Annotated in this window: 21 protein-coding genes and 1 pseudogene; 9 read left to right on the plus strand and 13 right to left on the minus strand. The window is 62.9% G+C overall.

Features of this window, described 5'->3' with window-relative positions:
• Window positions 1-24: 24 nt before the first annotated feature.
• Window positions 25-1221 carry a pyridoxal phosphate-dependent aminotransferase gene (locus BVG12_RS07880; protein WP_075791948.1) on the plus strand — a complete coding sequence of 399 codons (1197 nt, stop codon included), beginning with the start codon at window positions 25-27 and terminating at the stop codon, window positions 1219-1221.
• Here the strand turns inward: BVG12_RS07880 and BVG12_RS07885 are convergent.
• The 3 genes from BVG12_RS07885 to BVG12_RS07895 form a co-directional block, all read right to left on the minus strand.
• On the minus strand, window positions 1211-2497 hold the full coding sequence (locus tag BVG12_RS07885; protein WP_075791949.1) for a hybrid sensor histidine kinase/response regulator: 1287 nt from the start codon (window positions 2495-2497) through the stop codon (window positions 1211-1213). The two genes, BVG12_RS07880 and BVG12_RS07885, sit on opposite strands and share 11 nt — an antisense overlap.
• Before the next feature lie 66 nt (window positions 2498-2563).
• Window positions 2564-4018 (minus strand): ATPase domain-containing protein, encoded by a 1455-nt coding sequence (locus BVG12_RS07890; protein ID WP_075791950.1) that lies wholly within the window; start codon window positions 4016-4018, stop codon window positions 2564-2566.
• Window positions 4015-4437, minus strand: coding sequence for a hypothetical protein (locus tag BVG12_RS07895; RefSeq protein ID WP_083684761.1), 423 nt, complete (start codon window positions 4435-4437; stop codon window positions 4015-4017). Before BVG12_RS07895 ends, BVG12_RS07890 begins: the two co-directional genes overlap by 4 nt.
• A 174-nt stretch (window positions 4438-4611) precedes the next feature.
• On the opposite strand from BVG12_RS07895, the gene BVG12_RS07900 reads away from it, so the two are divergent.
• Together BVG12_RS07900 and BVG12_RS07905 are read left to right on the plus strand one after the other, a co-directional pair.
• Window positions 4612-6240, plus strand: a complete 1629-nt coding sequence (locus BVG12_RS07900) for a M28 family peptidase (RefSeq protein WP_075791951.1) — start codon at window positions 4612-4614, stop codon at window positions 6238-6240.
• Between the two features lie 90 nt (window positions 6241-6330).
• Window positions 6331-8118: a DUF885 domain-containing protein gene (locus tag BVG12_RS07905; RefSeq protein WP_075791952.1), complete on the plus strand. Its 1788-nt coding sequence runs from the start codon at window positions 6331-6333 to the stop codon at window positions 8116-8118.
• Between the two features lie 85 nt (window positions 8119-8203).
• On the opposite strand, the gene BVG12_RS07910 is transcribed toward BVG12_RS07905, so the two are convergent.
• From BVG12_RS07910 to BVG12_RS07940, 7 genes and pseudogenes are all read right to left on the minus strand, one after another.
• Window positions 8204-8692, minus strand: coding sequence for a hypothetical protein (locus BVG12_RS07910; RefSeq protein ID WP_229503835.1), 489 nt, complete (start codon window positions 8690-8692; stop codon window positions 8204-8206).
• Window positions 8689-9225: a peptide deformylase gene (def, locus tag BVG12_RS07915; RefSeq protein WP_075791953.1), complete on the minus strand. Its 537-nt coding sequence runs from the start codon at window positions 9223-9225 to the stop codon at window positions 8689-8691. The genes BVG12_RS07910 and def overlap by 4 nt, the downstream gene beginning before the upstream one ends.
• Window positions 9222-10112 (minus strand): UTP--glucose-1-phosphate uridylyltransferase GalU, encoded by an 891-nt coding sequence (gene galU / locus BVG12_RS07920; RefSeq protein WP_075791954.1) that lies wholly within the window; start codon window positions 10110-10112, stop codon window positions 9222-9224. Before galU ends, def begins: the two co-directional genes overlap by 4 nt.
• An 18-nt stretch (window positions 10113-10130) precedes the next feature.
• A pseudogene (gene ligA, locus BVG12_RS07925) lies at window positions 10131-11696 on the minus strand (NAD-dependent DNA ligase LigA); the annotation flags it as partial.
• A 257-nt stretch (window positions 11697-11953) separates the two neighbouring features.
• Entirely contained in the window at window positions 11954-14125 is a 2172-nt protein-coding gene (gene ligA / locus BVG12_RS07930; protein WP_075791955.1) for an NAD-dependent DNA ligase LigA, read from the minus strand.
• Window positions 14126-14667: 542 nt separating this feature from the next.
• Entirely contained in the window at window positions 14668-15591 is a 924-nt protein-coding gene (locus tag BVG12_RS07935; protein ID WP_082439639.1) for a deaminase, read from the minus strand.
• A gap of 251 nt (window positions 15592-15842) precedes the next feature.
• On the minus strand, window positions 15843-16781 hold the full coding sequence (locus BVG12_RS07940; RefSeq protein WP_229503836.1) for a transposase: 939 nt from the start codon (window positions 16779-16781) through the stop codon (window positions 15843-15845).
• Between BVG12_RS07940 and BVG12_RS35000 the strand changes: the two genes are divergently transcribed.
• From BVG12_RS35000 to BVG12_RS07950, 3 genes are all read left to right on the plus strand, one after another.
• The gene (locus BVG12_RS35000) at window positions 16759-17085 is read left to right on the plus strand and encodes a hypothetical protein (RefSeq protein ID WP_229503837.1); all 327 of its coding nucleotides are present in this window, start codon (window positions 16759-16761) and stop codon (window positions 17083-17085) included. The genes BVG12_RS07940 and BVG12_RS35000 overlap by 23 nt on opposite strands.
• Window positions 17086-17108: 23 nt before the next feature.
• A complete protein-coding gene (locus tag BVG12_RS07945; protein ID WP_075791957.1) occupies window positions 17109-17327 on the plus strand; it encodes a hypothetical protein in 219 nt (72 codons plus the stop codon).
• A 288-nt stretch (window positions 17328-17615) separates the two neighbouring features.
• On the plus strand, window positions 17616-17765 hold the full coding sequence (locus tag BVG12_RS07950; RefSeq protein ID WP_370662829.1) for a GNAT family N-acetyltransferase: 150 nt from the start codon (window positions 17616-17618) through the stop codon (window positions 17763-17765).
• 26 nt (window positions 17766-17791) lie between these two features.
• Here the strand turns inward: BVG12_RS07950 and BVG12_RS07955 are convergent, their stop codons facing one another.
• The 3 genes from BVG12_RS07955 to BVG12_RS07965 all read right to left on the minus strand — a co-directional run bounded on the left by BVG12_RS07955 (window position 17792) and on the right by BVG12_RS07965 (window position 20821).
• Window positions 17792-18073 (minus strand): ArsR/SmtB family transcription factor, encoded by a 282-nt coding sequence (locus tag BVG12_RS07955; RefSeq protein ID WP_229411141.1) that lies wholly within the window; start codon window positions 18071-18073, stop codon window positions 17792-17794.
• 72 nt (window positions 18074-18145) lie between these two features.
• Window positions 18146-19360 carry an MFS transporter gene (locus BVG12_RS07960; protein WP_052233876.1) on the minus strand — a complete coding sequence of 405 codons (1215 nt, stop codon included), beginning with the start codon at window positions 19358-19360 and terminating at the stop codon, window positions 18146-18148.
• Window positions 19361-19411: 51 nt separating this feature from the next.
• Complete coding sequence (locus BVG12_RS07965; protein ID WP_052233743.1) at window positions 19412-20821, minus strand: FAD-dependent oxidoreductase; 1410 nt, start codon at window positions 20819-20821, stop codon at window positions 19412-19414.
• A gap of 233 nt (window positions 20822-21054) precedes the next feature.
• On the opposite strand from BVG12_RS07965, the gene BVG12_RS07970 reads away from it, so the two are divergent.
• The 3 genes from BVG12_RS07970 to BVG12_RS07980 all read left to right on the plus strand — a co-directional run bounded on the left by BVG12_RS07970 (window position 21055) and on the right by BVG12_RS07980 (window position 22489).
• Window positions 21055-21567 carry an arsenate reductase ArsC gene (locus BVG12_RS07970; RefSeq protein WP_052233875.1) on the plus strand — a complete coding sequence of 171 codons (513 nt, stop codon included), beginning with the start codon at window positions 21055-21057 and terminating at the stop codon, window positions 21565-21567.
• A gap of 61 nt (window positions 21568-21628) precedes the next feature.
• Window positions 21629-21973 carry an ArsR/SmtB family transcription factor gene (locus tag BVG12_RS07975; RefSeq protein WP_075796259.1) on the plus strand — a complete coding sequence of 115 codons (345 nt, stop codon included), beginning with the start codon at window positions 21629-21631 and terminating at the stop codon, window positions 21971-21973.
• 36 nt (window positions 21974-22009) lie between these two features.
• A complete protein-coding gene (locus tag BVG12_RS07980; RefSeq protein ID WP_075791958.1) occupies window positions 22010-22489 on the plus strand; it encodes an arsenate reductase ArsC in 480 nt (159 codons plus the stop codon).
• Window positions 22490-22494 lie beyond the last annotated feature (5 nt).

The raw sequence follows: 22494 nt of genomic DNA on the forward strand, positions 1-22494 counted from the left end.
TTCCTCCGTTTCAAAAATCCCACCATGCCTCACAATCCCCTCCAGGTGGCGCGCCGCGTCGACGCCATCGAACCCTTCCGCGTGATGGAAATGGTCAAGGCCGCGGCCGCGATGACGCGCGCCGGCCAGGACGTCATCAGCATGAGCGTCGGCGAGCCCGACTTCACGGCACCGGACATGGTCGCGCGCGCCGCCGTCGACGCCATCCAGCGCGGCGCCACGCAATACACCGAATCGCTGGGTCTACCGGCGCTGCGCGAGGCCATCTCGGCCCACTACGCCCGCGCCTATGGCCTCACTGTCTCCCCGCAGCGCGTCGTCGTGACGGCCGGCGCGTCGGCCGGACTGCTGCTGGCCTGCGCGGCGCTCGTGGCCGAGGGCGACGAGGTGCTGATGCCCGATCCGAGCTACCCGTGCAACCGCCACTTCGTCAGCGCGTTCGGCGGCAAGGCCGTCCTCGTGCCGTCCGGCCCCGCCGAACGCTACCAGTTGACGGCGGCCCAGGTGGCCGAACGCTGGACGGAACGCACGCGCGGCGTGATCGTCGCCTCGCCGTCGAACCCCACCGGCACCTCGATGACGCCGGAGCAGACGAAGGGCGTCGTCGCGGCCGTGCGTGCGCGCGGCGGCTTTTCCATCGTCGACGAGATTTACCAGGGTCTGTACTACGGCGAGCGCCCGGGCGACCGCGCGACCAGCGCCCTGTCGTTCGGCGACGACGTCATCACCGTCAACAGCTTCTCCAAGTATTTCAGCATGACGGGCTGGCGCCTGGGCTGGCTGGTGCTGCCGGAATCGCTCGTGCCGGCCGTCGAAAAGCTGGCGCAGAACCTGTTCATCTGCGCGCCCGCGATCGCCCAGCATGCGGCGCTGGCCGCGTTCGATATCGAGGCCATCGCCATCTTCGAAGAGCGCCGCCAGGAATTCCGCCGCCGCCGCGACATCCTCGTACCCGCGCTGCGCGACCTGGGCTTTACGGTGCCCGTGCTGCCGGATGGCGCGTTCTACGTGTATGCCGACATCTCGCAGGTCGGCCACCGCGAGGCGCACGACAGCAGCGCGTTCGGCATGGCCGTGCTGCGCGATGCGCTGGTGGCGATCGTGCCGGGCGACGATTTCGGCTTCGCCGCGCCGAAACAGCATGTGCGGTTTTCCTACGCGACGAAATACGAACGGATCGAACAGGCGGTGGACCGCCTGGCGCGCCTGCTCAGGCGCTGAGGTTTGCGTTTGATGGGGGCGGGTCGGCGAGGTGGGCCTCCGCGACGACGCTCAGCAGCACGGCCGCGCCGACCGGCTTGACGAGATAGCGGTCGAAGCCGGCCGCCAAGCCGCGCGCCGCATCGTCCGGCTGGCCGTAGCCCGTCAGCGCGATCGCGTACGGCCGCGCCCCTTCCTGCTGTGCCCGCAACGCCTGCATCAGCGCGAAGCCGTCGATTTCGGGCAGCCCGATGTCGCACACGATCACGTCCCAGCGTTCGCCCAGCGCGCGCGCCAGTCCTTCGCGGCCGTCCGTGGCGCACGTCACGTCGTGGCCTTCCACGGCGAGGATGTCGGCCAGCGTGGCGCAGGCATCCGGATTGTCTTCCACGAGCAGGATGCGGCGCCGCACCGTCGCCAGCTCCGCCGCGGGCTGCATGGGCGCGGCGGGCAGGCCGGCGGCGCGCGGCAGGCGCACCGCGAAGCGGCTGCCGGCACCGGGACCGTCGCTGTGCGCTTCCACCGTCCCCTGGTGCATGCCGACCAGGTTGCGCACGACGTTCAGACCGACGCCGAGACCGCCCTCCGAGCGTGCCAGCGAGCGCGGGCCCTGCGTGAACAGGTCGAAGATATACGGCAGTACCTCGGGCGCGATGCCGGTGCCGTTGTCTTCGATCGTGACCACGATTTCTTCATGGCCGGCGTGCGCGGCCAGCCGCAGACGCCCGCCGTCGCCCGTGTACTTCGACGCATTGCCGAGCAAATTCGTGAACACCTGGGCGAGGCGCACCTTGTCGCCCTCCACCGCCACCGCTGCCGGCGGCAGTTCGACGTCGAGCGTCTGGGCGCGCTCCGCGATGCGCGGCTGCACGGTCTCGATGGCGTGGCGCAGCACGTCGGCCAGGGACAGCGTTTCGACATCCAGCGTGATCTTGCCGCTGCTGATGCGGGCCGCGTCGAGCAGGTCGTCGAGCAGGCGCGCCATGTGGTCGACCTGGCGCCCGATCACGCGCGCCAGCTTGAGCTGCTGCGGCGCCGCGCCGGGATCGCGTTCCAGCAGCGACGCGGCCATCGCCAGCGGCGACAGCGGATTGCGCAGCTCGTGCGCGAGCATGGCGAGGAATTCGTTCTGGCGGCGGTTGGTCGCCTCGGCGTCCTCGCGCTGGTATTCGGCGTTGACGGTGGCGAGAACGAGGTGCTCGTTGGCTTCGCGCAGCTGGTCCAGCTCGGCCTCCAGCGCATGGATGCGGCGCAGCAGGAAGGCTTCCGGCAGCGTGTCGTCCGCCGCCCTGTGCATGGCGTCTTTACGGGAACGCTGCTCGGAGGCAGGCGGCGGTTGTCGGTACGTTCCCATCGTCGTCCTTTACTTGTGCGGCTCCCGCCGCGTGGGGTAGCCCGTCATCAGGCCGTCGAGGTTCGTCGTGTGCGGGGAGACCTCGATGCCAGCGTCGGTGATGCGGTATTCGCGCAGCTCGTTGCTGTGGCTCGTGCCCCGCACCTTGATGATGGTGAGGAACTTGCAGATATGCCCTTCCACTTCGACGAAGCGCATCGACAGCACGGCGTCGGCCAGGAAGCACAGGTTGTCGATCGAGAAACGCCAATTCGGCTGGTTGTCCTCGTAGCCGACGGTGACGAGCGCGGTGACGCCGCGCCGCGCCAGCAGCGACAAGGTACGGAACACGGACAGCCGCAGGTCGTAGCGGAATTCCGGCGCCAGGTACAGCCCGATCTCGGACAACGAATCGATCACGACGCGGGTCGCGCCCGTGCGCTCGATCGCTTCCGTCAATTGGTCGAGCAGTTCCTCGACCGTGAGCGACAGCGATTGCAGCACGGTCACCTGGCCGTCCTGCACCATCTTGACGAGTTCCGCGTTGTGCAGCCGCGACGTATGCTTTTCGAAGAACACGGCGACGCCCTTCTCGCCCTGCGCCGCCCCGGCCTGCAGGAAGCGCGTGCCGAGGATCGTCTTGCCGATCCCGGTGGGGCCCGACACGAGCATCGTGTGCCCCTGCGGCAAGCCGCCGTGCAGCATCTCGTCCAGGCCCGGAACGCCGGTCTGGACGCGGCGGGGACCGTCGGCGATGGTCTCGTAGGCGTCCGTGACGGGCGTGAGCACGCGCGGATAGACGCGGATGCCGTCGCCCGTGATGCGCAGCGTGTGCGCGCCTGCCATGTGCGCCTGGCCGCGCATCTTGATGATGCGGATCTTGCGCACCACCGAATCCTCGTCCAGGTTGTGCGACAGTGCGATCATGCCGTCGGCGACCGTGATGATCGGATTGGCCTCGACGTCCGCCTGCGTGTACTCGCCGATCAGGAACGTGGTCGCCTGCCACGTCGCCATGCGCGAACCGAGTTCCTGCACGAAGTGCTGCAGGTCCCACAGGCCTTCGTTGCCGCTGCGCGCCGTCTGCACGACGGAGCGGAACGAGTCGACGAACACGAGGCTCGGTGCGAAATCCTCCACTTCGCGCATGATGCGTTCCAGCACGCCGCTGAAATCGCCCGCGCGCAGGTCGTCGGCCAGGTTCACGTAGCGGATGGCCGGACCCACCTTGTCCATGTCGAAGAACGAGAACTGCTGCTGGTAACGCAGCATCTTCAGCGGCGGTTCGCCCAGCACGGTGAAGAACAGCGCGCGCCGCTCGGAGTTCGCGAGCGCGAACATGATCTGGTGCGCGAGCGTCGTCTTGCCGCTGCCGGGCGCGCCGGCGATCAGCGTGAACGAAAATTCCGTCAGACCGCCATCGAGAAGAATATCGAGCCCTGGCACGCCGGTGCACAATTTCTCCAGGGATACTTTTCCGCTCATTGCTTGTGCTCCTCTTGATTCTTTTGCGGCATGCCGTCCGCCCCGGTTTCGGCCAGCAGCCGCGCCGTCAATGTGGGGCCGATGAGGGCACCCAGCTGGCGCACGAACGTGCCCATCAATTCCTCGTGTGCCGCCGCCGCCTCAAGCGGGTCGGCCGCCGCCAGATCGTGCTCGAGGGCGGACAGCAGAAGCGTGCTCGTCCGGCGCGCGGCGTCGATGCTGAGCCAGGGACGCGGCGGCGACAGCAAGCGTGCCGAACGGCTGAACAGCGCGACGAAACCGCCTTCGCCGATCAGCGGCACCAACTGCCGGCCCAGGCGCGACCAGGGCAGGATGAGCGCTTGGACATGGCCGGGATGCGCGATATCGGGCTTCCTGTCGGCGGCATGCGGCGGCGCTCTGTTTTCGTCTTTATCCATGCAGGAGTGGTGTCGGGGTTGTCTTGCCATCGCGACGCAGCCTCGGCAGGCACGTCCATCCCGTGATTATAACGTGAGATGCAAGGTTAAATTATTTAATAGAGCGTCAATACGCACAACGCGCCACGGCCGGTGCTACCATCGCGGGCTTGTACCACTCACGAGCCGTCCACGATGCCGTCTTCCCTGTTCCGTACCTGCGCGTGCGCCGTCCTGCTGGGCGCCGCGAGCGCCGGCGCCCTGGCTCAATCCGCGCCGCCCGTGCTTGAAGCGCCACTGCGCGCCCATCTGTCCTTCCTCGCCGACGACCTGCTGGAAGGCCGCGGCACGGGCCAGCGCGGCGGCGCACTCACCGTGCGCTACCTCGAAACCCAGGCCGCCGTGCTGGGCCTGACGCCCTTGGCCGGCGGCGGCTATCGACAGAAGGTGGAACTGGTCGGCCAGAAGACGCTGCCCGGCAGTACGCTGCGCTTCACGGCCGGCGGCAAGACGCTGCCCGCCACGTTCGGCAAGGACGTCGTGTTCGGGAATGCCAACGGTGCGGCCGACACGCACGTCGCGGCGCCGCTCGTGTTCGTCGGCTACGGCATCGACGCGCCCGACGAGCACTGGAACGATTTCGCGGGCGCCGACGTGAAAGGAAAAGTGATCGTCGCGATGGTGAACGATCCGCAGCCCACCAGCACGGAACCGGGCCGCTTCGGCGGCAAGTCGCTCACGTGGTACGGCCGCTGGGCGTATAAATTCGAGGAAGCCGTGCGCCAGGGCGCGGCGGGCATCCTGCTGATCCACACGACGCCGTCGGCGTCGTATCCGTGGAGCGTCCCCGTCAACAGCTTCTCGCACGAGCAGTTCCACCTGGCCGGCACCGGCAATGCGCTGCAAGGCTGGATCAGCGAAGACATGGCGCGTACCTTGTTCGCGGCGGCCGGCCGGGATCTCGACCAGCTGCGCGCCGCGGCCGAGGTGCGCGGCTTCAAGCCGGTGCCGCTCGACGCCACGATCGCCGCCGACGTGAAGAGTGCCGTACGCACCATCGTCGAGTACAACGTGGTGGGCATCGTGCCGGGCAGCGATCCGAAGCTGCGCGATCAGGCCGTCATCTATTCCGCGCACTGGGACCACCTCGGCATCGACCCGGACAACGGCAAACCGGACCACATCTGGAACGGCGCCATCGACAACGGTTCCGGCACGGCCGCCCTGCTCGCGATGGCCCAGGCGGCCGTCAGGCATCCGGCCAGGCGCACGCAGATCTTCCTGTGGCCCTGCGCGGAAGAACAAGGCCTGCTGGGCAGCCTGGCCTACGTCCGCAATCCGCTCTGGCCGCTGGCGAAGACGGCCGCCGACCTGAACCTCGACAGCATGAACTTCGTCGGCCGCACGCGCGACATGGGCGTGGCCGGCGCCGAGCGCAGCTCGCTGTACGCGACGTCGAAGCAGGTCGCCCAGGCGATGGGCCTGCGCCTGGCCGCCCCCGTGCCCGACCTCGGCGGCGCCTACTTCCGCGCCGACCACTTCAGCTTCGCCAAGGCCGGCGTCCCCGCGTTCAACGTCGGCTCGGCCGTGTTCTCCGGCGACGGCCAGTTCGAGTTCGAGCACGACCAGGCGGCCGAAAGCGCGAAGATGCGCGCCTTCACCAAGGACTACCACCAGGTCAGCGACCAGTACGATCCGTCCTGGGACTTGTCGGGCATGGTGCAGCAGGCGCAGTTCACGTTGAACCTCGGCTATGCGGTCGCGAACGCGCCCGCGATGCCGGCGTGGCGGCCCGGCGAGGCGTACGGCAACGTAAAACGATGAGCAAGACTGGCGTCGGTTGAGGCGGCCCGGTAATATCGTGTGATGAGGCAACACCATGCCTCGCCCCGACACCTCGACCACAGGACCACCATGAAGCAGACCGTGCTTGCCGCCGCCTTTTCCCTTGCCCTGTCGACCCTGATCGCGCCCGCCGGCGCCGTCGCCGCCGCCGCCGCCCCCGCCGCCTCGACGGCCGCGGGCAAGGCCGATGCGCGCGTCAAGGCCATCTACCAGGCCGAGTGGCAATGGCGCGTCAAGCAGCGGCTCGCGTGGGACGAGGACGAGCCGCGCGACGTCCACGATGCCCTGCCCAAGGTCGACGCCGCCACGCAGGCGGCGCGCCTGGCGATGTGGGAAGGCGTGCTGCGCCGGCTGTACGGCGTCCGCGCGGCCGACCTGTCGCCGGCGGAGCGCATCAACTACGCGGTGTACCGCGCGCAGATCGCCGCGTTCGTCGCGGCACAGCGCTTCCGCGAATACGAACAACCCGTCAACGCCGACAGCGCGTTCTGGTCCGACATCGCCTACATCGCGCGCCGTCCGCTCAAGAATGCGGAAGAGTACCGCGCCTACCTCGCCCAGCTGCGCGACCTGCCCCGCTACTTCGGCGAGGAACTGGACAATATGCGGGCCGGCCTCGCGCGCGGCTTCACGCCGCCGCAGGTCACGCTGGCCGGCCGCGACGCGCCCCTGCTGAACATCGCCAATGCGAAAAGCCCGCAAGACACGGTCTGGTACACCCCGTTCAAGGAGATGCCCGCGACGATCCCGGCGGACGAGCAGGCCCGCCTGCGCGCGCAAGGCGTCGCGCTGATCGAGAGCGCCGTGAAACCGACTTATGCGCGTGCCCTGCAATTCTTCCGCGACGAGTACATCCCGAAGGCGCGCACGACGCTCGCGGCCGAGAGCCTGCCGGACGGGAAAGCGTATTACCAGTCGAAGATCGTCGAGTACACGACGACGAACATGTCGGCGCAGCAGATCCACCAGATCGGCCTGGCCGAAATGGCGAAGATCCGCGCCGAGATGCAACGGACGATGGAACAGGCCGGCTTCAAGGGCGACCTGCCCGCGTTCCTCGCCTTCCTGCGCAGCGACCCGCAGTTCTATGCGAAGACGCCGGACGAACTCCTGATGCGGGCGGCGTGGATTTCCAAGAAGTTCGACGCCAAGGCCGACCAGTACTTCGGCTACCTGCCGCGCCGCCGCTTCGCCATCCTCCCGGTGCCGCCCGACCAGGCGCCGTATTACACGTCGGCGCGCGGCGGCCCGGGCGTCTACCTCGTCAACACGTACAACCTGCCGGCGCGCGCCCTGTACAGCCTCCCGGCGCTGACCCTGCACGAATCGGCGCCGGGCCACGCGTTCCAGATGCCGGTGGCGCTGGAACAGCAAGGCGTGCCGCCGTTCCGCCGCGCCTACATCTCCGCGTACGGCGAAGGCTGGGCCTTGTATTGCGAACGCCTGGGCAGCGAGATGGGCATCTACGAGACGCCGTACGAAACGTTCGGCATGCTGAGCTACCAGGCCTGGCGCGCCGCCCGCCTCGTCGTCGACACGGGCATCCATGCGATGGGCTGGACGCGCGAACAGGCGCAGGCGTATATGCACGACAACACGGCCCTGTCCGACCACGAGATCGAGACGGAAGTCGACCGCTACATCTCCTGGCCGGGACAGGCGCTGTCGTACTACCTGGGCGAGATGGCGATCGTGGAGGCGAGGAAGAAGGCCGAGGCGGCGCTGGGCCAGAAGTTCGACATCCGCGCCTTCCACGACACCGTGCTGCAGCTGGGATCCGTGCCGCTGCCGGTGCTGCAGGCGCGGATCGATACGTTCATCGCGGACGGCGGCAAGTCGCCGTATCCGAGTAAATGATGCGCATGGCGGGCACGGGTGCCCGCCCTACGCTGATCGAACCGCAGGGTGGGCGGCCCTCCGGCCGCCATTCAACGCGTGACCATCAATACAATTTGACCTTCAACTGCACGGAGATTCCGCCGTACAAGCGATCCTTGTACGACGGGATCACGCCGACATTGACGCCCGCGCGCTGGTACTCGTAGGTGAACGTGGGGATCACGGCCGGGAACCAGCCGCGGTCGCGCATCTTCGGATACCCGTCGAACGCCGCGATGGCCGCGCCGAGGCGCACGGGTCCCAGCGCATACGGCTGCCACAGCACGCCCGCGTAATTGGAATAGAACCGGTCGCTGTTGACGAAGCGTCCGCCTGCTACCGCCATCGTGCCCGAGAAACGGTACTCGAACCCGATGCCGCGGTTGCCCCCGTTGAGGTTCTTGTCGCGGTCGAAGTGGTACGTGGCGAAGCCGCTGTCGAGCCACAGCTCGCTCTTCGGGTCCGCGTCGAGTTTCGTGAACAGGTCGTCGGCATGCGCGCACGCGCCGGCCAGGGCCAGCGCGCAGGTCGCGAAAAGGTGATGCGGCTTCAATCGTCGGCCTTCGGGTCGAGGTCGGGGAACATCACTTCGGTGAAGCCGAAGCGGGAAAAGTCGCGGATGCGCATCGGGTACAGGATGCCGAGCAGGTGGTCGACCTCGTGCTGCACGACGCGCGCATGGAAGCCGTCGACGTCGCGGCTGATCGCGTGGCCGTACTGGTCGACGCCCTCGTAATGCAGGCGCGTGTAGCGCGGCACGCTGCCGCGCAGGCCCGGCACCGACAGGCAGCCTTCGAAGCCCTCTTCCATCTCTTCCGACAAGGGTTTCAGGATCGGGTTGATCAGTACCGTTTCGGGCACGGCGGGCGCGTCCGGGTAGCGCTGGTTCTTGCCGAAGCCGAAGATCACGAGCTGCAGATTGACCCCGATCTGCGGCGCCGCGAGGCCCGCGCCGTCGACGGCGTGCATCGTCTCGAACATGTCCGCAACCAGCGCGTGCAGCTCGGGCGTGTCGAACTCGCGCACGGGTTCGGCCACGCGCAGCAGACGCGGGTCGCCCATTTTGAGAATCTCGCGGATCGTCATTTCGGCAGGTCGGCGCAAAGGTGCGTGAGGAATTCGCGGTAGCCTTCGGCCGTTTCCGGGTGCTTCATGCCGATGGCGGCCGTGGCCTTCAGGTACCCCAGCTTGGAGCCGCAGTCGTAGCGCGTGCCCGCATAGCGGTACGCCAGGACGCGTTCGCGCGTCATCAGCGACGCGATGCCGTCGGTCAGCTGGATCTCGCCGCCCGCGCCCGTGCCCAGGTTTTCCAGGTGTTCGAAGATCGCGCCCGTCAGCACGTAGCGGCCCACCACGGCCAGCGTGGACGGCGCGTCCTCGGGCTTCGGTTTCTCGACGATGCCCGAGACGAGTTCCAGGTCCGGACGGTAGGGGCGCGCGCTGACGATGCCGTACTGGCGCGTGTTCGCGCGCGGCACGTCCTGCACGGCCAGCACGCTGCACTTCTCGTAGCCGTACAAATCCGTCATCTGTGCGAGCACGGGCTTGTGGCCGTCCGCGGTATCCATGAAGTCGTCGGCGAGCAGCACGGCGAACGGCTCGTTGCCGATCACGGGACGCGCGCACAGCACGGCATGGCCCAGACCGAGCGCGGCCGGCTGGCGGATGTAGATGCAGTTGACGTTCTTCGGAATGACCTGGCGCACGAGCTTCAGCAGCTCCTGCTTGCCGGCCGCTTCCAGTTCCGATTCCAGTTCGTAGGCCTTGTCGAAGTGGTCTTCGATGGCGCGCTTGTTGCGGCCCGTGATGAACACGAGTTCCGTGATGCCGGCGGCCACCGCCTCCTCGACCGCGTACTGGATCAGCGGCTTGTCGACGATGGGCAGCATTTCCTTGGGCTGCGCCTTGGTGGCCGGCAGGAAGCGGCTGCCGAGGCCTGCGACCGGGAAGACGGCTTTCTTAATTGCGGTCATTCTTGCTCCATCCATTCATTATTGAGTTGAATTCTGTGCGCCGCCCAGCAACGCGAGCAGAGCGGCTTCGTCGAGCACGGTCACGCCGAGCGCTTCGGCCTTTTCCAGCTTGCTGCCTGCGTCCGCGCCCGCGACGACGTACGACGTCTTCTTCGACACGGACCCGGACACCTTGCCACCCGCCTGTTCGATCAATGCCTGGGCCGCGTCGCGCGACATCGTGGGCAAGGTCCCTGTCAGCACGAACGTCTTGCCCGTCAGCGGGCCGGCCGCGTCGGCGGCGTCCTGCGGGAGCATCGCGAGCAGCTCGGCACGCAACGCCGCCAGGGCGGCCAGCATGTCGCGGTTGCCCGGCACGGCCATCCATTGTTCGAGCGCCGTGGCGACGGATTCGGGCAAGCCGAACACGCTGAAGATCCTCAGGTGCGCGAGGTCGTCCAGCGTGCGGCCGTCGGCCAGCAGCTGGCGCGCACGGGGCTCCGTCAGTTTCGGGATGCCCAGCGCGGCGAGCAGTGCCACGTCGTCGAGTTTTTCGCGCAGCTGCGCGCGCGGCGGATGCTCGCCCTGCGGCGCCACGCCGGCCGCCAGCAGCGCATCGAGCGCCTGCTGGTTCTTGGGTTCAGCGAAGAAGTCGGCGATGGCTTCCGCGACGGTGCCGCCGATGTCGGGCAGCACGCGCAGCAGCGCGGCCGGCGCGCGGCGCACGAGTGCGAGGCTGCCGAGCCAGTCGGCCAGGGTCTTCGCCGTCGACTCGCCCACGTGGCGGATGCCCAGTGCGAACAGCAGGCGTTCCAGCGGCGGGTTCCTGCTCGCGGCGATGGCGGCCAGCAGATTGTCGGCCCACTTGGTCGCGACCTTGCCATTCTTGACCGTCTCCGGCGTCGTGCCGTCGCGTTTGTCGGCGAGGCGCTTCATCTTGAGCAGATCGCCCTGCGTCAGGCGGTACAGGTCGGCCACGCCATGGATCAAATCCGCTTCGACGAGGCTGTCGATGTAGCGGTCGCCCAGGCCTTCGATGTCCATCATCCGGCGGCCCGCGAAGTGGCGGATCGCTTCCTTGCGCTGCGCGGCGCACGTCAACCCGCCGGAGCAGCGCGCGATGGCCTCGCCTTCTTCGCGCACGACGTGCGAGCCGCACACGGGGCACGTCTTCGGCAGTTCGTACACGGGCGGGACCGGCGTCGGGCGGCGTTCCAGCACGACGGACAGCACTTCGGGAATCACGTCGCCGGCGCGGCGCACGACGACCGTATCGCCCACGCGCACGTCCTTGCGGCGCACCTCGTCCTCGTTGTGCAGCGTGGCGTTGGTGACGGTGACGCCGCCGACGGACACGGGCACGAGGCGCGCCACCGGCGTGATCGCGCCCGTGCGGCCCACCTGCACGTCGATGGCGGAGACGGTGGTCAGCGCTTCCTCGGCCGGGAATTTATGCGCGAGCGCGAAGCGCGGGGCGCGCGAGACGAAGCCCAGTTCGCGCTGGTCCGCGAGGCGGTCGACCTTGTAGACGACGCCGTCGATATTTTCATATGTTTTTTTTCGGGAAACTACGGGCGCCGCGAGCGTTGACGCGCTATTGCGCACCCGATAGTGACCCGTTTCCAAAAGCACTGACCCCTGCATTACGGATAACTTCTTCCAAAGAAATACAACGAAAGGTACGCCAACCGGATCGAACCGCCGAAGGCGGCTCGTTTTGCGAAGCAAAATTCGACCGGAGACAAGCGCCGTATGGCGCGCGTCAGAGCGAACCAACGGCTGTGAACAGATCCACTAGAGCAACGCATTCTATCATCTACTACTTGATGTAAGAAATCATCGAGCAACATCTACAAGCATATTTATTGAGCCCCCGTCCCTATCTTCCCCTCTGATTTAGGTTTTATCATATCGAGCCATTGTTCTTCGGTCAGCACAGTTAATCCGAGTTCTCGCGCCTTTTTCTCTTTAGAACCTGCCCCGGGCCCCGCAATTACTAAATCCGTTTTTTTCGAGATTGAGCCTACTACGTTGGCGCCTAGCGCCTCGGCTTGAGCCTTCGCTTCGCTACGCCCCATGCTTTCTAAGGAACCAGTAAATACTACCGTTTTACCCGACACTGCAGACGATGCTGATGCAGGTGCTATATCTAAAACCGTCACTAATGGGTCTTTATCGCCGATCAGCTTGTTTAGAATTTCTTTATTATGTGGCTCTGCTATAAATCCGAGTATATCATCGACCATGCTGGCTCCTAGACCGTGAATCGAAACTAACTCTTCATAGGCCTCTGACTCAGCTGAAACTGAAGCGTCTTCTAGAGATTGCCTCCAACGCCCGACTGACTTATAGTGTTTTGCAAGGGCATGGGCGGTAGCCTGACCGACCTGATGAATTCCGAGGGAGTAAATAAAGCGATCAAGCGAGATCGACCTCGACCTTTTGATTGACTCAAAAAGTTTTGATGCTGAGATGTCACCCCATCCCGCCCAATCGCTGAGCGATGGGAAATCGCTGCCATTACGTTCTTCCAATGTGAAAATGTCGACAGGCGTCCTTACGACGCTTTTACGGTAGAACAACTCGACATTCTTTTCCCCGAACCCCTCGATATCGAATGCGTTCCTCGACGCAAAATGTCGTAGTCGCTCGATTGCTTGAGCAGAACACACTAGCCCTCCTGTACAGTAGCTATCGGCTTCGTCGGCTTCCCTTATAATGAGACTGTCGCAGACGGGGCAATGGCTGGGGAAACGATACGGCGAACTTTGTTCGGGCCGAAGTTCTCGGACAATAGAGACGATTTGCGGGATCACGTCGCCTGCCCGTTGGACGACAACCGTATCACCTATCCTAACATCTTTTCGCTCAATCTCGTCAGCATTATGCAGTGTTGCGCGTTGAACGATAACTCCACCAACGTTTATCGGTTTCAAGTGAGCGACGGGGGTTACTTTGCCGGAGCGACCTACCTGGCACTCGATATTCTCGACTACCGTTTTCGCTTTTTCTGGCGGAAACTTCCATGCCACTGCCCAGCGAGGCGACCTGCTAACGAATCCTAATCTGCTTTGTAAATCTAAGCGGTTCAACTTTAGGACTGTCCCGTCGATTGAAAACCCAAGCGACGATCGTGTCTGCTCCACCTCCTCATAGTAATCAAATAGATCCTTTAGTGATGCGTCTGTTATTGTGACTAATCTACTCGGTTCGTTTAGCAGAAACCCCCATTGCTTGAACTTGTTACGAGCTTCCCACTGGGTATTTGCGAATGCGTCCGAGACTTCGCCCCAAGTATATGCAAAAAAATGCAGTGGGCGCTCTCTTACGATGGTCGAGTCGAGTAGACGTACGCTCCCTGCCGCCGCGTTCCTAGGATTTGCGAAGACTTTTCCGCCAACGTTTTTCTGTTGCTCATTGAGTTGAAGGAAACCTTGGTCGGTCATGTATATCTCACCTCTGACCTCTAGTACTTCGGGCCAGTCGGTACCTGCTAGCACTTGGGGTATGTCGGCTATTGTCTTGACGTTTTCGGTGATGTCCTCGCCGACTTGGCCATTGCCGCGTGTGGCCGCTGAGATAAGGCGCCCTTGCTCGTACCTAAGTGAACATGACATCCCGTCAATCTTTAATTCGCAGACTACGTCAATTGGAACGTCTGGACTTCTCAGTTCGATAAGGAAGTTACGTAAGCTTTCGACCCATTCCTCGATGTCATTCGTGGTGAAGGCGTTGGCAAGGGATAACATAGCGACGCGGTGGGATACTTTTTTTGCTGTTGCGGCTGGTTCGACGCCGACCTTTTGGGATGGGCTGTCGCTCCGTACGAGCTCCGGGAACCTCGCTTCAATCGCATTGTTGCGATTCCTCAACGCGTCGTATTCAGCGTCTGTGAGCTCAGGATCGTCTGCTTCGTAGTATTTTTGGTCGTGATAAGCAAGCAGCTCTGCGAGCTCTCGTAATTCGCTTACAGCCTCTTCTTCAGTTAATGCGGCCACTGCGCGTTCGTAAAGAGAAGTACGGTCTCTTGCCATTTTTTATTCCTGTTAGCTTTGGTCAGTCTTGGTATTTAGGCGACGTATGCGCTCTCTGATGTTCTGGTTACGTTTTAAACATATAGGGATGCTGGCGATACGAGTCGATAGTCACGTACTAGTACGTGCATTCTTGTTTGTTTGGTTTATCCGGAAATGTCCAAATGTTCGTGGGCATCGAGTAGATCGGGTTCGGTGTCCTGCTGACGTGTCGTGGTGGCGGGAACGAACTGTCGCATATGATACCTTAGACGGTTAACTTCGCCGAATTAGCTAACATATGGCCTAATCCAGCGCACTCAGCATTTCCTACTTTGCGGGGCGTTATCAAACGTCTAACCAAACGCCTTACCTCGGGTATTCGACGTCAAGATGCTTACGCCGAGGCGGTCGGCAACATCGTAAGCCGCATCACCGCATTCGGTCACTTGCTTGACCGGTGCAATGTTGAATTGGTCCGCGTACCTGTTTCCACTCATAATTTCTCCTTAAGCCTAGAATTATGGCTCAGGATTGTCTATGAAACCGTAGTGGATTCAGGACTAGGTATCCAGTGACTCGCTCCACTCACTTCCCAAAACCCAGCTAAGCGCAGACAAACGACCACTTAGCAAACCCCATTCAAAGTCGTTCCAGCCGAGATTTTCCATGTCAAACTTATCTTCAATACGCTTAGCTGCCTTTTTCGCATCAGCTAGGATTTTTTCCTGACCAGGCCGTAGTGCCTCCTCACCTGTCTCAAGCCGGTAAAGCCAGTTCTGGTGACGATTCCACCAAACCTTCTCCCAGAGGTCATTGTATTCGTGAAGAATCGCAGAGTCGTTACGACGAAGAATCATTGGCCAAAAGTCGCCGTCTTCCTCGTCAGAAGGTATCCACTCAACCTTGTCGCCCTCCTCGGTGTAACCAATCCGATGCCCATTCGGACCTGTTTCTCCTGGCTTCACTGGATCAACCGTCTGAGCAGCGTCGCGTTGAATGCCCCGGACAGGGTGCTGGGCCGAAAATTCCTTGTTTAACTCACGCAGTTTTAAAACGAAGTCATGGTCAAATCGAGCGATTTCAATGCCAGCCTCTTGAAGTCGTAGCTCGCCAAGTCCACGAATGGTCTGGTTCGGATCGAGCGTACCGATTACTACCCGCTTCAGCTGACGTGCAATCACCCTATCCGTACATGAAATCTTCGGGTGGTTCCGATGAGTACATGGCTCAAGAGTGGAATACAACGTTGCACCTGTCAGATCCACATCAGCGAGCTTGCGCTCAAGCAACGTATATTCTGCATGCTCACCGCCGTTAAGCTCACCCCGGTAGGCAGTTGCTAACACTATCCCGTCCCGTACTACGACCGCGGCAACCTTTGGCGAAATCTTACCCTCTTCACTTACACACTTGCCGGCAAGTTCAACAGCAAGCTGCATCAAAGCTCGCTCTAGAGACTGACGTACAAAGGTTCCCTCTACCATTTGATTACCCTAGCCCAATCTTTTTCAACCACACAGACGCACCCTCTAGCTGCTGCCAAAACTGCATCAAAGACATTTAGTGGTGGGATTTTACCGTATTGGTGGCGCCGTCACTTTTGTAAGGGAGCACGTCAGGATCGGGACCCCCATTACGAGCGTGCCAAGTAAGCCAATTAGCTTGGGCCAGCTACCTACCGCCAAGCAGTCCGCAGGGGCCAGCGGCAATCCACCGAACTTAAGAGCAGAGGTCATCAGCATGGTTTCTGAGTCATCGATTTGTGCGGCTTTGGTCGCATGAGCCTGGGCCTGGATTTCACGATTCCTGGGCGATGCGAATAGGTCCGGCTGGCGATCAATTGTAGGGCCTGGAGCAGTCGTGCTCCGATGTTGGTGCCGAGCAGCAGCGCGGGCAGCAATGGTTTCAGGATCGAGTGCGCGGCGGCACGGTTGATGCGCCGTGTCGGCGCCAGCGACGCTGCGCGCAGGGCCGATTCCGAGGCCAGGGACTGCAGGTTGTCGCAGACGATTTTCGCCGCGAAATCGTGCATCGCGGCCTGCTGCGACAGGCCGGAGACGTGCTCGAGGTTGAGGCGATGCTTGAGGCGTTTGAAGGCTTCTTCGATACGCCAGCGTTGATGGTAGAGATCGCCGAATTCGGCGCGCGGGAATTCGTCCCGGTCGAGCAGATTGGTCATCAGCACGCGTACCTTGCCGATGCTGGAGACATGCCGGATCAGGCGCACCGTTTGCGCCGTTGCCGGACATTCGTAGTCGATGGCGTCGCGCCGGTCCGGCGCCGCCAGCGCGACGATCCGCTCGTCCTCGCTTGATCGCAGGAAGTCGCGCACGCATGCGAAGCCGGCGTTGCCGGCCTTCTCGACGCGCATGCAGAAACCGATGCCGTGGGCGTTGAGCGCGGACACCAGCCAGCGTGATGGATAGCCGCGATCCATCAGCAGGACGTCCTTGTCGGACAGGCGGTCGAGGTGCTGGAACAGCATCTGGCGCTCGCCTTCGTGGACGCTGTGCAGGGACGCGGCGAGCATCATCTCGGCGCCGGGCAGGTACAGTCCGAAGGCGATCTGGTCGGTGCTGGCGGCGCGCGACGTGGCTGGCGCGGCGCGCGAAACGCAAGGTCGAGGCGTCGGCGGCGACCAGTCGCCGGCCGTGCCAGCGCGGCACGAAGCCATCGGCGTCGGCGCGCTCGACGAGCCAGTCGTTGAGCGCCGGAATGGCCGTCGTGGACAGCTTCGCGCGGGCCTTGGCGAAGGCCTGTTCGGAGACGTGGTGCACGAGTTGAGCCTGTTCCTTGAGGTGGGCGAAGAATTCGTCGAGCTCGGTCTGGACACCCTTGCGCATGCCGCTGAGCATGACGGCGACCAGCGTCGGCAGCGGCAGCTTGCGTCTGCGAACGAAGGCGTCGCCAGCGTCGGCGTGGCAGGCCAGGTTGCGAAATTGTGGCGAGTGCAGGAACAGGGAAAACGCGGAGAATAAGGACGGTAACGACATGGCGGCCAATGAAGATCAAAACGATCTTCATTGGCCGCCGCCCTGCTCGAGAAACCCCTCGCAACCAGGGCGGCGGCCGCGCGAAGCGGCTGTCGTGTCAAGAACTAATTGAAGCCGGCGGCGGCGGAATGAGCCGGACGCTTAAGTTCGGTGGATTGGGGCCAGCGGCGCCGGCGCTCGTGCATGGCAAGAAGGCCAAAAAGCAGGAGCTTGGCTTGACGAGATGATGTCTTGCTCAGCTAAGGCGACTAGGATGTTATCGGGATTGCAACACTGATAGCAAAGGGACCGCATGGAAAACCGTTCGCGCAGGGCGTCAATGTCGGCCCGAATAGCGGCCGTAGTCTGAGCATTGTCGAGCATGGTGGCCTCCCGAGTGCTAACGTAATACTACGTAAAGCGTAGGGACCTGGGCGCCCTGCTCCTGAATTCTGACATTACTTCTATAATGTCAGCTATTCAAAGCTGAGGTCGCCTCTGGCTATCTGGCATCACTCGGCATCGTAATTTTCTCGATGACCGGCCTTAGACCTTTACCGAACGAAGGCAGCATCGCGCTGCACGAAAGGCTGGGATTCCGCAAGGCCGCCCATTTCTCGGAGGTCGGCATGAAGTTCAGGTGCTGGATCGACGTGGGCTACTGGGAGCTCAGGCTCAGCAAGTAAGAGCACGGGGCACGTTCTCCCCTACCCTACAGCTCTCCGATCACAAGCTTCAGTTGCTGCAGCCGCTCCTGATTGACACAGTAGCAGATCCGCTGCACATCCGACGAGCCCTCAATCAACCCTGCTTCCTTCAAGATTGAGACATGCTGGGAAATCGTCGACGGCGCCAGGGGCAATACATCCGTCAGCTTCCCGAAGTAGCATTCGCCATAATCGATCAGGTGGCGGAGCAGCTGAATACGTGCAGGATGCGCGAGTGCCTTGCACATGCGTGCCAGGTCATCGGCATCGATGTCGGTATCACGCACGCGAGGCGTAGTTGGGGGACAGCAGGACTTTGACATAGATTTGTTCGTTGTTTGACGAACGCAGAATAGACCTCAGGAGATACCTTTGTCAAAAGCTTCGACGTACTGCCCCGGTGGTTCAGTGGCCACCGCTCGAAGGTAGAAGGCAAGCGAAGCCACAGACATGGCTAGCAGCACGAACAGCAGTATCAAAGGACCGCTGTCGTAACGCAGGATTGCTGCCGCAGCGAGCGGCCCAGCCGCCTTCGAGAGGAGCGACGGACCTGCGATCGCGCCGGAGATTGCGCCGTAGTTCTCGCGGCCGAACAGCGCCTGAGGGACCGAACCACGCACGATGGTCAGGATGCCGTTGCTCAAGCCGTAAAGCACGCAGAAAGAGGCCGCCGCCCAGGCCTGCGAACCAAACAGCACGAGGACGAGCAGGGCTGCCGGGAGCATGGAAAACGTCAGCTTGCCGACCGTTTGCGGCGGCGTATTCCGCCCGAGCGTCATCTCTCCAATACGCCCCGCAACCTGCATTGGGCCGATCAACGTGGCCAGCATGACCGCCAGCGTCGCAGATGCGCCCAAGTGGCCGAGCAGTGGGATCAGGTGGACCGACATGGCCGAGAAAATGAATGCATTGGCCGAGAATGCCAGTGCCAGCATCCAGAACGCTTGGTGCCGCAAAGCTTCCGCCAGGGTGTGGCTCCGGGGCGCACCGACTGGATCCCTCAACTTGCTGCGGGCCGGATCGGTGCCTAGCCAGAGATGAAGCGGCACACAGATCAGAAGCTGTATGAGCCCGTACAAAAGGTAGGTGTCGCGCCAGCCGAGCATCGTATGCAGTTTGGCGCTTAATGGCCAGAACACCGTGCTGGCAAAACCGCCGAACAGCGTCAAGGTCGAAATCGCTTTTCTGGAGCCAATCTCGAGCTTGCGGTTGATCGTTGCGAAAGCGGCCTCGTACAGCGTGAGTGCCATCGCGACGCCGATGAGCGTCCAGGCGACATAGTAGGACGCGACACTGGTGCAGCGGCTGAGCCAAACCAGCCCAAGAGTACACAGCAACGAACCTGTCGCCATCACGTAGCGCCCGCCGTAGCGGTCCAGCAGGATGCCCGTTGGCGTAGAAGCCAATCCTGCAACGAGCAAGGCCCATGAAAAGGCGCCGAACACCAGTTCCGGCGCGAGCGCCAGATCACGCTCGATATCGGGGGCCACTATGGTGAAGGCATAGTAAAGCGATCCCCAGGACAGGATCTGGGTGACGGCGAGGATGCCAATGGTCTTCGATGGCTGTTGCACGCGAGGCTCCAGGTTCGCACCGCCGGCTCGCACCGGCGGCAGTTCATTCGATCAGGCGCAGCAGCTCGTCTTGGCCGCCGCACTGCAGCCGCAAGCGTCGGACGGAGACTGTGCTGGAACGCAGCAGCTCGCGGCCTGCGCCGCCGGGACTCCGCAACAGGAAACCACCGGCTCGGATGCAGCATCGTCGTAAGCCAGCCGCGTATTGCACACGCCCGTTTCCGGCAGGTCGAGCTGCACGTCGTCGGCCGCGGCCATATCGCCAACAAGAGCTGCGACCACGGACCGCACCTGCTCGTACCCTGTCGCCATCAAGAAATTAGGGGCGCGGCCATAGCTCATCGCACCGACGGCGTAGTAGCCGGGTTCCGGGTGGGCTAGCTCGTTGTGTCCGTGCGGACGAACGGTGCCGCAGCTGTGCTCGTTCGGATCGATCAGGGGCGCCAGCGCATCGGTGCTCTCGAGCCACGGGTCATGGCGCACGCGCAGTTCGCGGGTCAGCGCGAGGTCGGGTCGCGCCCCGGCCGTGCAGACAATGCGGTCGATCGCGTCGATCATCGGCGCGGCTCCGCCGACCGGCTCTCCGGTCACGCGAATACGGCCGTCGACTTCTTCCAGCTGTTCGATCCGGAAGTTCTGGCACAATTCTAGTCCACCGGAGTCACGCAGGGCCTTCAAGCGCAGCCCGAGCTGGCCGCGTGCCTGCAAGCCATCGGCTTCGCCGCCGCCGAACACCCGGGTCAGGTTGCTGCCGCGGGTTGCCCACACGATGCTGGTTTTCGGAGTTTCCTCGGCTAGTTGCGCGAGCGCGAGCAGGCTTCCAGCTGCGGAGTGCCCTGCCCCCACGACCAGCACTCGCCGGCCCGCGAAGCGTTCGCGCGCGCTTCCAAGGACGTCAGGCATGCCGTAGTCAATCCGCGCTGCCAGTGCCGCCTCACCTAACGCGGGGATGCCATCGGCACCCAGGGGATTCTGGTGCGACCAGGTGCCGGTAGCGTCGATCACGGCACTGGCCAGGTACTGCCGTGTCCCGTCCGCCGTTTCTGTGCGGATCAAGAAGGGTGCGGCCTCACGGCGCTTGGTCTTGACCTTGTCGAAGCCGACGCGTGTGACGGCAATGACGCGCTGCCCCAGCAGCAGCTTGGCCGCAATTGCAGGCGTCGCTGCGAGCGGAGCGAGGTAAGCGTCAAGTAGTTCGCCGGCGGTCGGCAGCCCGTCGTCCGGCGGCGCAGTCCAACCGTGCTGCTGCAGGAGGCGGCGGGCCGCCTTGTCGACGTTGTATTGCCAGGGCGAGAACAGGCGCACGTGGCGGTAGGTGGCCAGGTTGGCGCCTACCTCGGAGCCAGCTTCCAGAATGAGCGGCGTCAGGCCTCGCTCGATCAGGTGCGCAGCCGCCGCCAGGCCTACGGGACCGGCTCCGAGCACCGCCACCGGCAGTTGTTGTTCTTCCTTACTATTCATTCTTGCTCTCCTCGTCTAGTCAGGCAAAGTTCTGTTGGGCCGCAGCCAAACCTCGGCATTTCCTATTTCGTCGAATTACGAATGCATGGGCGCAGCGATAAATCCGGACGCGCTCCTCAACCGCTTATTCGTTAATCGACGAATATAGAATATCGTCGTTGTCATCAAACGGTCAAGATGTTTCGATATATTTGGAAGTGTCGTATCAACCAACCGAACAGGTCGAGACCGCCATGACTGACAACAGGGTTTTCAACGTACTATTTCTTTGCACCGGCAACTCCTCGCGCAGCATTATTGCCGAGGCCATTCTCAACGCCACCAGCGCTGGCCGGTTTCGCGCCTACAGCGCAGGAAGCCATCCTGGCAGCTCGGTGCATCCCTTTGCGATCGAACAGATTGAACGGCTCGGCTTCCCCGTCGAGGGCCTGCGCAGCAAAAGCTGGAATGAGTACGCAGTTGCCGATGCTCCGCACATGGACTTCGTGATCACGGTATGCGACAAGGCCGCTGGCGAGGCGTGTCCCCGCTGGCCAGGGCACCCGATCACGGCGCATTGGAGCTTCGAAGATCCAGCAGCATTCGTGGGGAGCGACCAGGAGCATCGCCAAGTCTTTGCCCGCACATGCCGCGAGATCAAGAATCGCCTCGACATCTTTTCGATGCTTCCATTTGCGACCCTGTCGCGCCTGGCGATCCAGAACGAACTGACCGCCATCGGTCGCTCGGACGTCCCGCTCTTGTGAAGGCTTGCCGCCCAGGCATCAATTCCACTATACTGGAATTATCAAATATTTGGATGAGATCATGGATACGAAACCCGCACTTGCCGCGCTTGCCGCCCTCGCCCAGGAATCAAGGCTGGCAACCTTCCGCTTGCTTGTGCAGGCCGGCCCTGCAGGACTTTCAGCAACGAAGATTGCCGAAGCACTCGGCACGCCTCCCTCATCGCTTTCCTTTCATCTGAAAGAACTTACCCACGCCAATCTGGTGATTCCGCGCCAGGAAGGCCGTTTCATCATTTACGCAGCGAACTTCGACACGATGAATCAGTTGCTGGGCTTCCTTACCGAGAACTGCTGTGGCGGCAATCCTTGTTCGCCAACGAATGGCTTGGGATGTGAGCCCATCGCTTCCAGCCAGACAAGCTAATTTCTACGCTTATTTCTTCTCAACCAAAGGTCTACCGTGAACGTACTTTTTCTTTGCACCGGCAATTCGTGCCGCTCGCTCATCAGTGAAGCCGTCTTCAATCATCTGGCGCCCGCCGGCTGGCACGCCATCAGCGCAGGCAGCCAACCGACCGGCAAGTTGAACGACAAGGCGCTCGCCCTGCTCGCCAGCAAAGGCATCTCCACGGAGGGCTATTACAGCAAGTCCTGGGATAAGCTTCCCGTCACTCCTGACCTCGTGGTAACGGTGTGCGCCAGCGCCGCCGGCGAAACCTGCCCGGCCTACCTCGGCCCCGTGCTTCGTACGCATTGGGGTGTCGAAGACCCGAGCCACGTCGTTGGCACCGAAAAGGAAATCGACGCCGCCTTCGAAAAGGCCTACGCGATCCTCCGCGCGCGTATCGAAGCCTTCCTCGCCCTGCCGCTCGAGGAGTTGAAATCCGACCGCGCGAAGTTCAAGACCGAACTCGACCGCATCGGCCATATCGGCGCCTGAACGCC

The sequence above is a fragment of the Massilia putida genome (genome assembly GCF_001941825.1).
In the GTDB taxonomy this organism is placed as follows: Bacteria; Pseudomonadota; Gammaproteobacteria; order Burkholderiales; family Burkholderiaceae_D; genus Telluria; species Telluria putida.

Coding starts and splice junctions, on each gene's coding strand:
- BVG12_RS07880 (WP_075791948.1), top strand. CDS start 25: ATGCCTCACAATCCCCTCCAGGTGGCGCGCCGCGTCGACGCCATCGAA.
- BVG12_RS07885 (WP_075791949.1), bottom strand. CDS start 2,497: ATGCACAGGGCGGCGGACGACACGCTGCCGGAAGCCTTCCTGCTGCGC.
- BVG12_RS07890 (WP_075791950.1), bottom strand. CDS start 4,018: ATGAGCGGAAAAGTATCCCTGGAGAAATTGTGCACCGGCGTGCCAGGG.
- BVG12_RS07895 (WP_083684761.1), bottom strand. CDS start 4,437: ATGGATAAAGACGAAAACAGAGCGCCGCCGCATGCCGCCGACAGGAAG.
- BVG12_RS07900 (WP_075791951.1), top strand. CDS start 4,612: ATGCCGTCTTCCCTGTTCCGTACCTGCGCGTGCGCCGTCCTGCTGGGC.
- BVG12_RS07905 (WP_075791952.1), top strand. CDS start 6,331: ATGAAGCAGACCGTGCTTGCCGCCGCCTTTTCCCTTGCCCTGTCGACC.
- def (WP_075791953.1), bottom strand. CDS start 9,225: ATGACGATCCGCGAGATTCTCAAAATGGGCGACCCGCGTCTGCTGCGC.
- galU (WP_075791954.1), bottom strand. CDS start 10,112: ATGACCGCAATTAAGAAAGCCGTCTTCCCGGTCGCAGGCCTCGGCAGC.
- ligA (WP_075791955.1), bottom strand. CDS start 14,125: ATGGCAAGAGACCGTACTTCTCTTTACGAACGCGCAGTGGCCGCATTA.
- BVG12_RS07935 (WP_082439639.1), bottom strand. CDS start 15,591: ATGGTAGAGGGAACCTTTGTACGTCAGTCTCTAGAGCGAGCTTTGATG.
- BVG12_RS07940 (WP_229503836.1), bottom strand. CDS start 16,781: ATGGCTTCGTGCCGCGCTGGCACGGCCGGCGACTGGTCGCCGCCGACG.
- BVG12_RS07945 (WP_075791957.1), top strand. CDS start 17,109: ATGAAGATCAAAACGATCTTCATTGGCCGCCGCCCTGCTCGAGAAACC.
- BVG12_RS07950 (WP_370662829.1), top strand. CDS start 17,616: ATGACCGGCCTTAGACCTTTACCGAACGAAGGCAGCATCGCGCTGCAC.
- BVG12_RS07965 (WP_052233743.1), bottom strand. CDS start 20,821: ATGAATAGTAAGGAAGAACAACAACTGCCGGTGGCGGTGCTCGGAGCC.
- BVG12_RS07970 (WP_052233875.1), top strand. CDS start 21,055: ATGACTGACAACAGGGTTTTCAACGTACTATTTCTTTGCACCGGCAAC.
- BVG12_RS07975 (WP_075796259.1), top strand. CDS start 21,629: ATGGATACGAAACCCGCACTTGCCGCGCTTGCCGCCCTCGCCCAGGAA.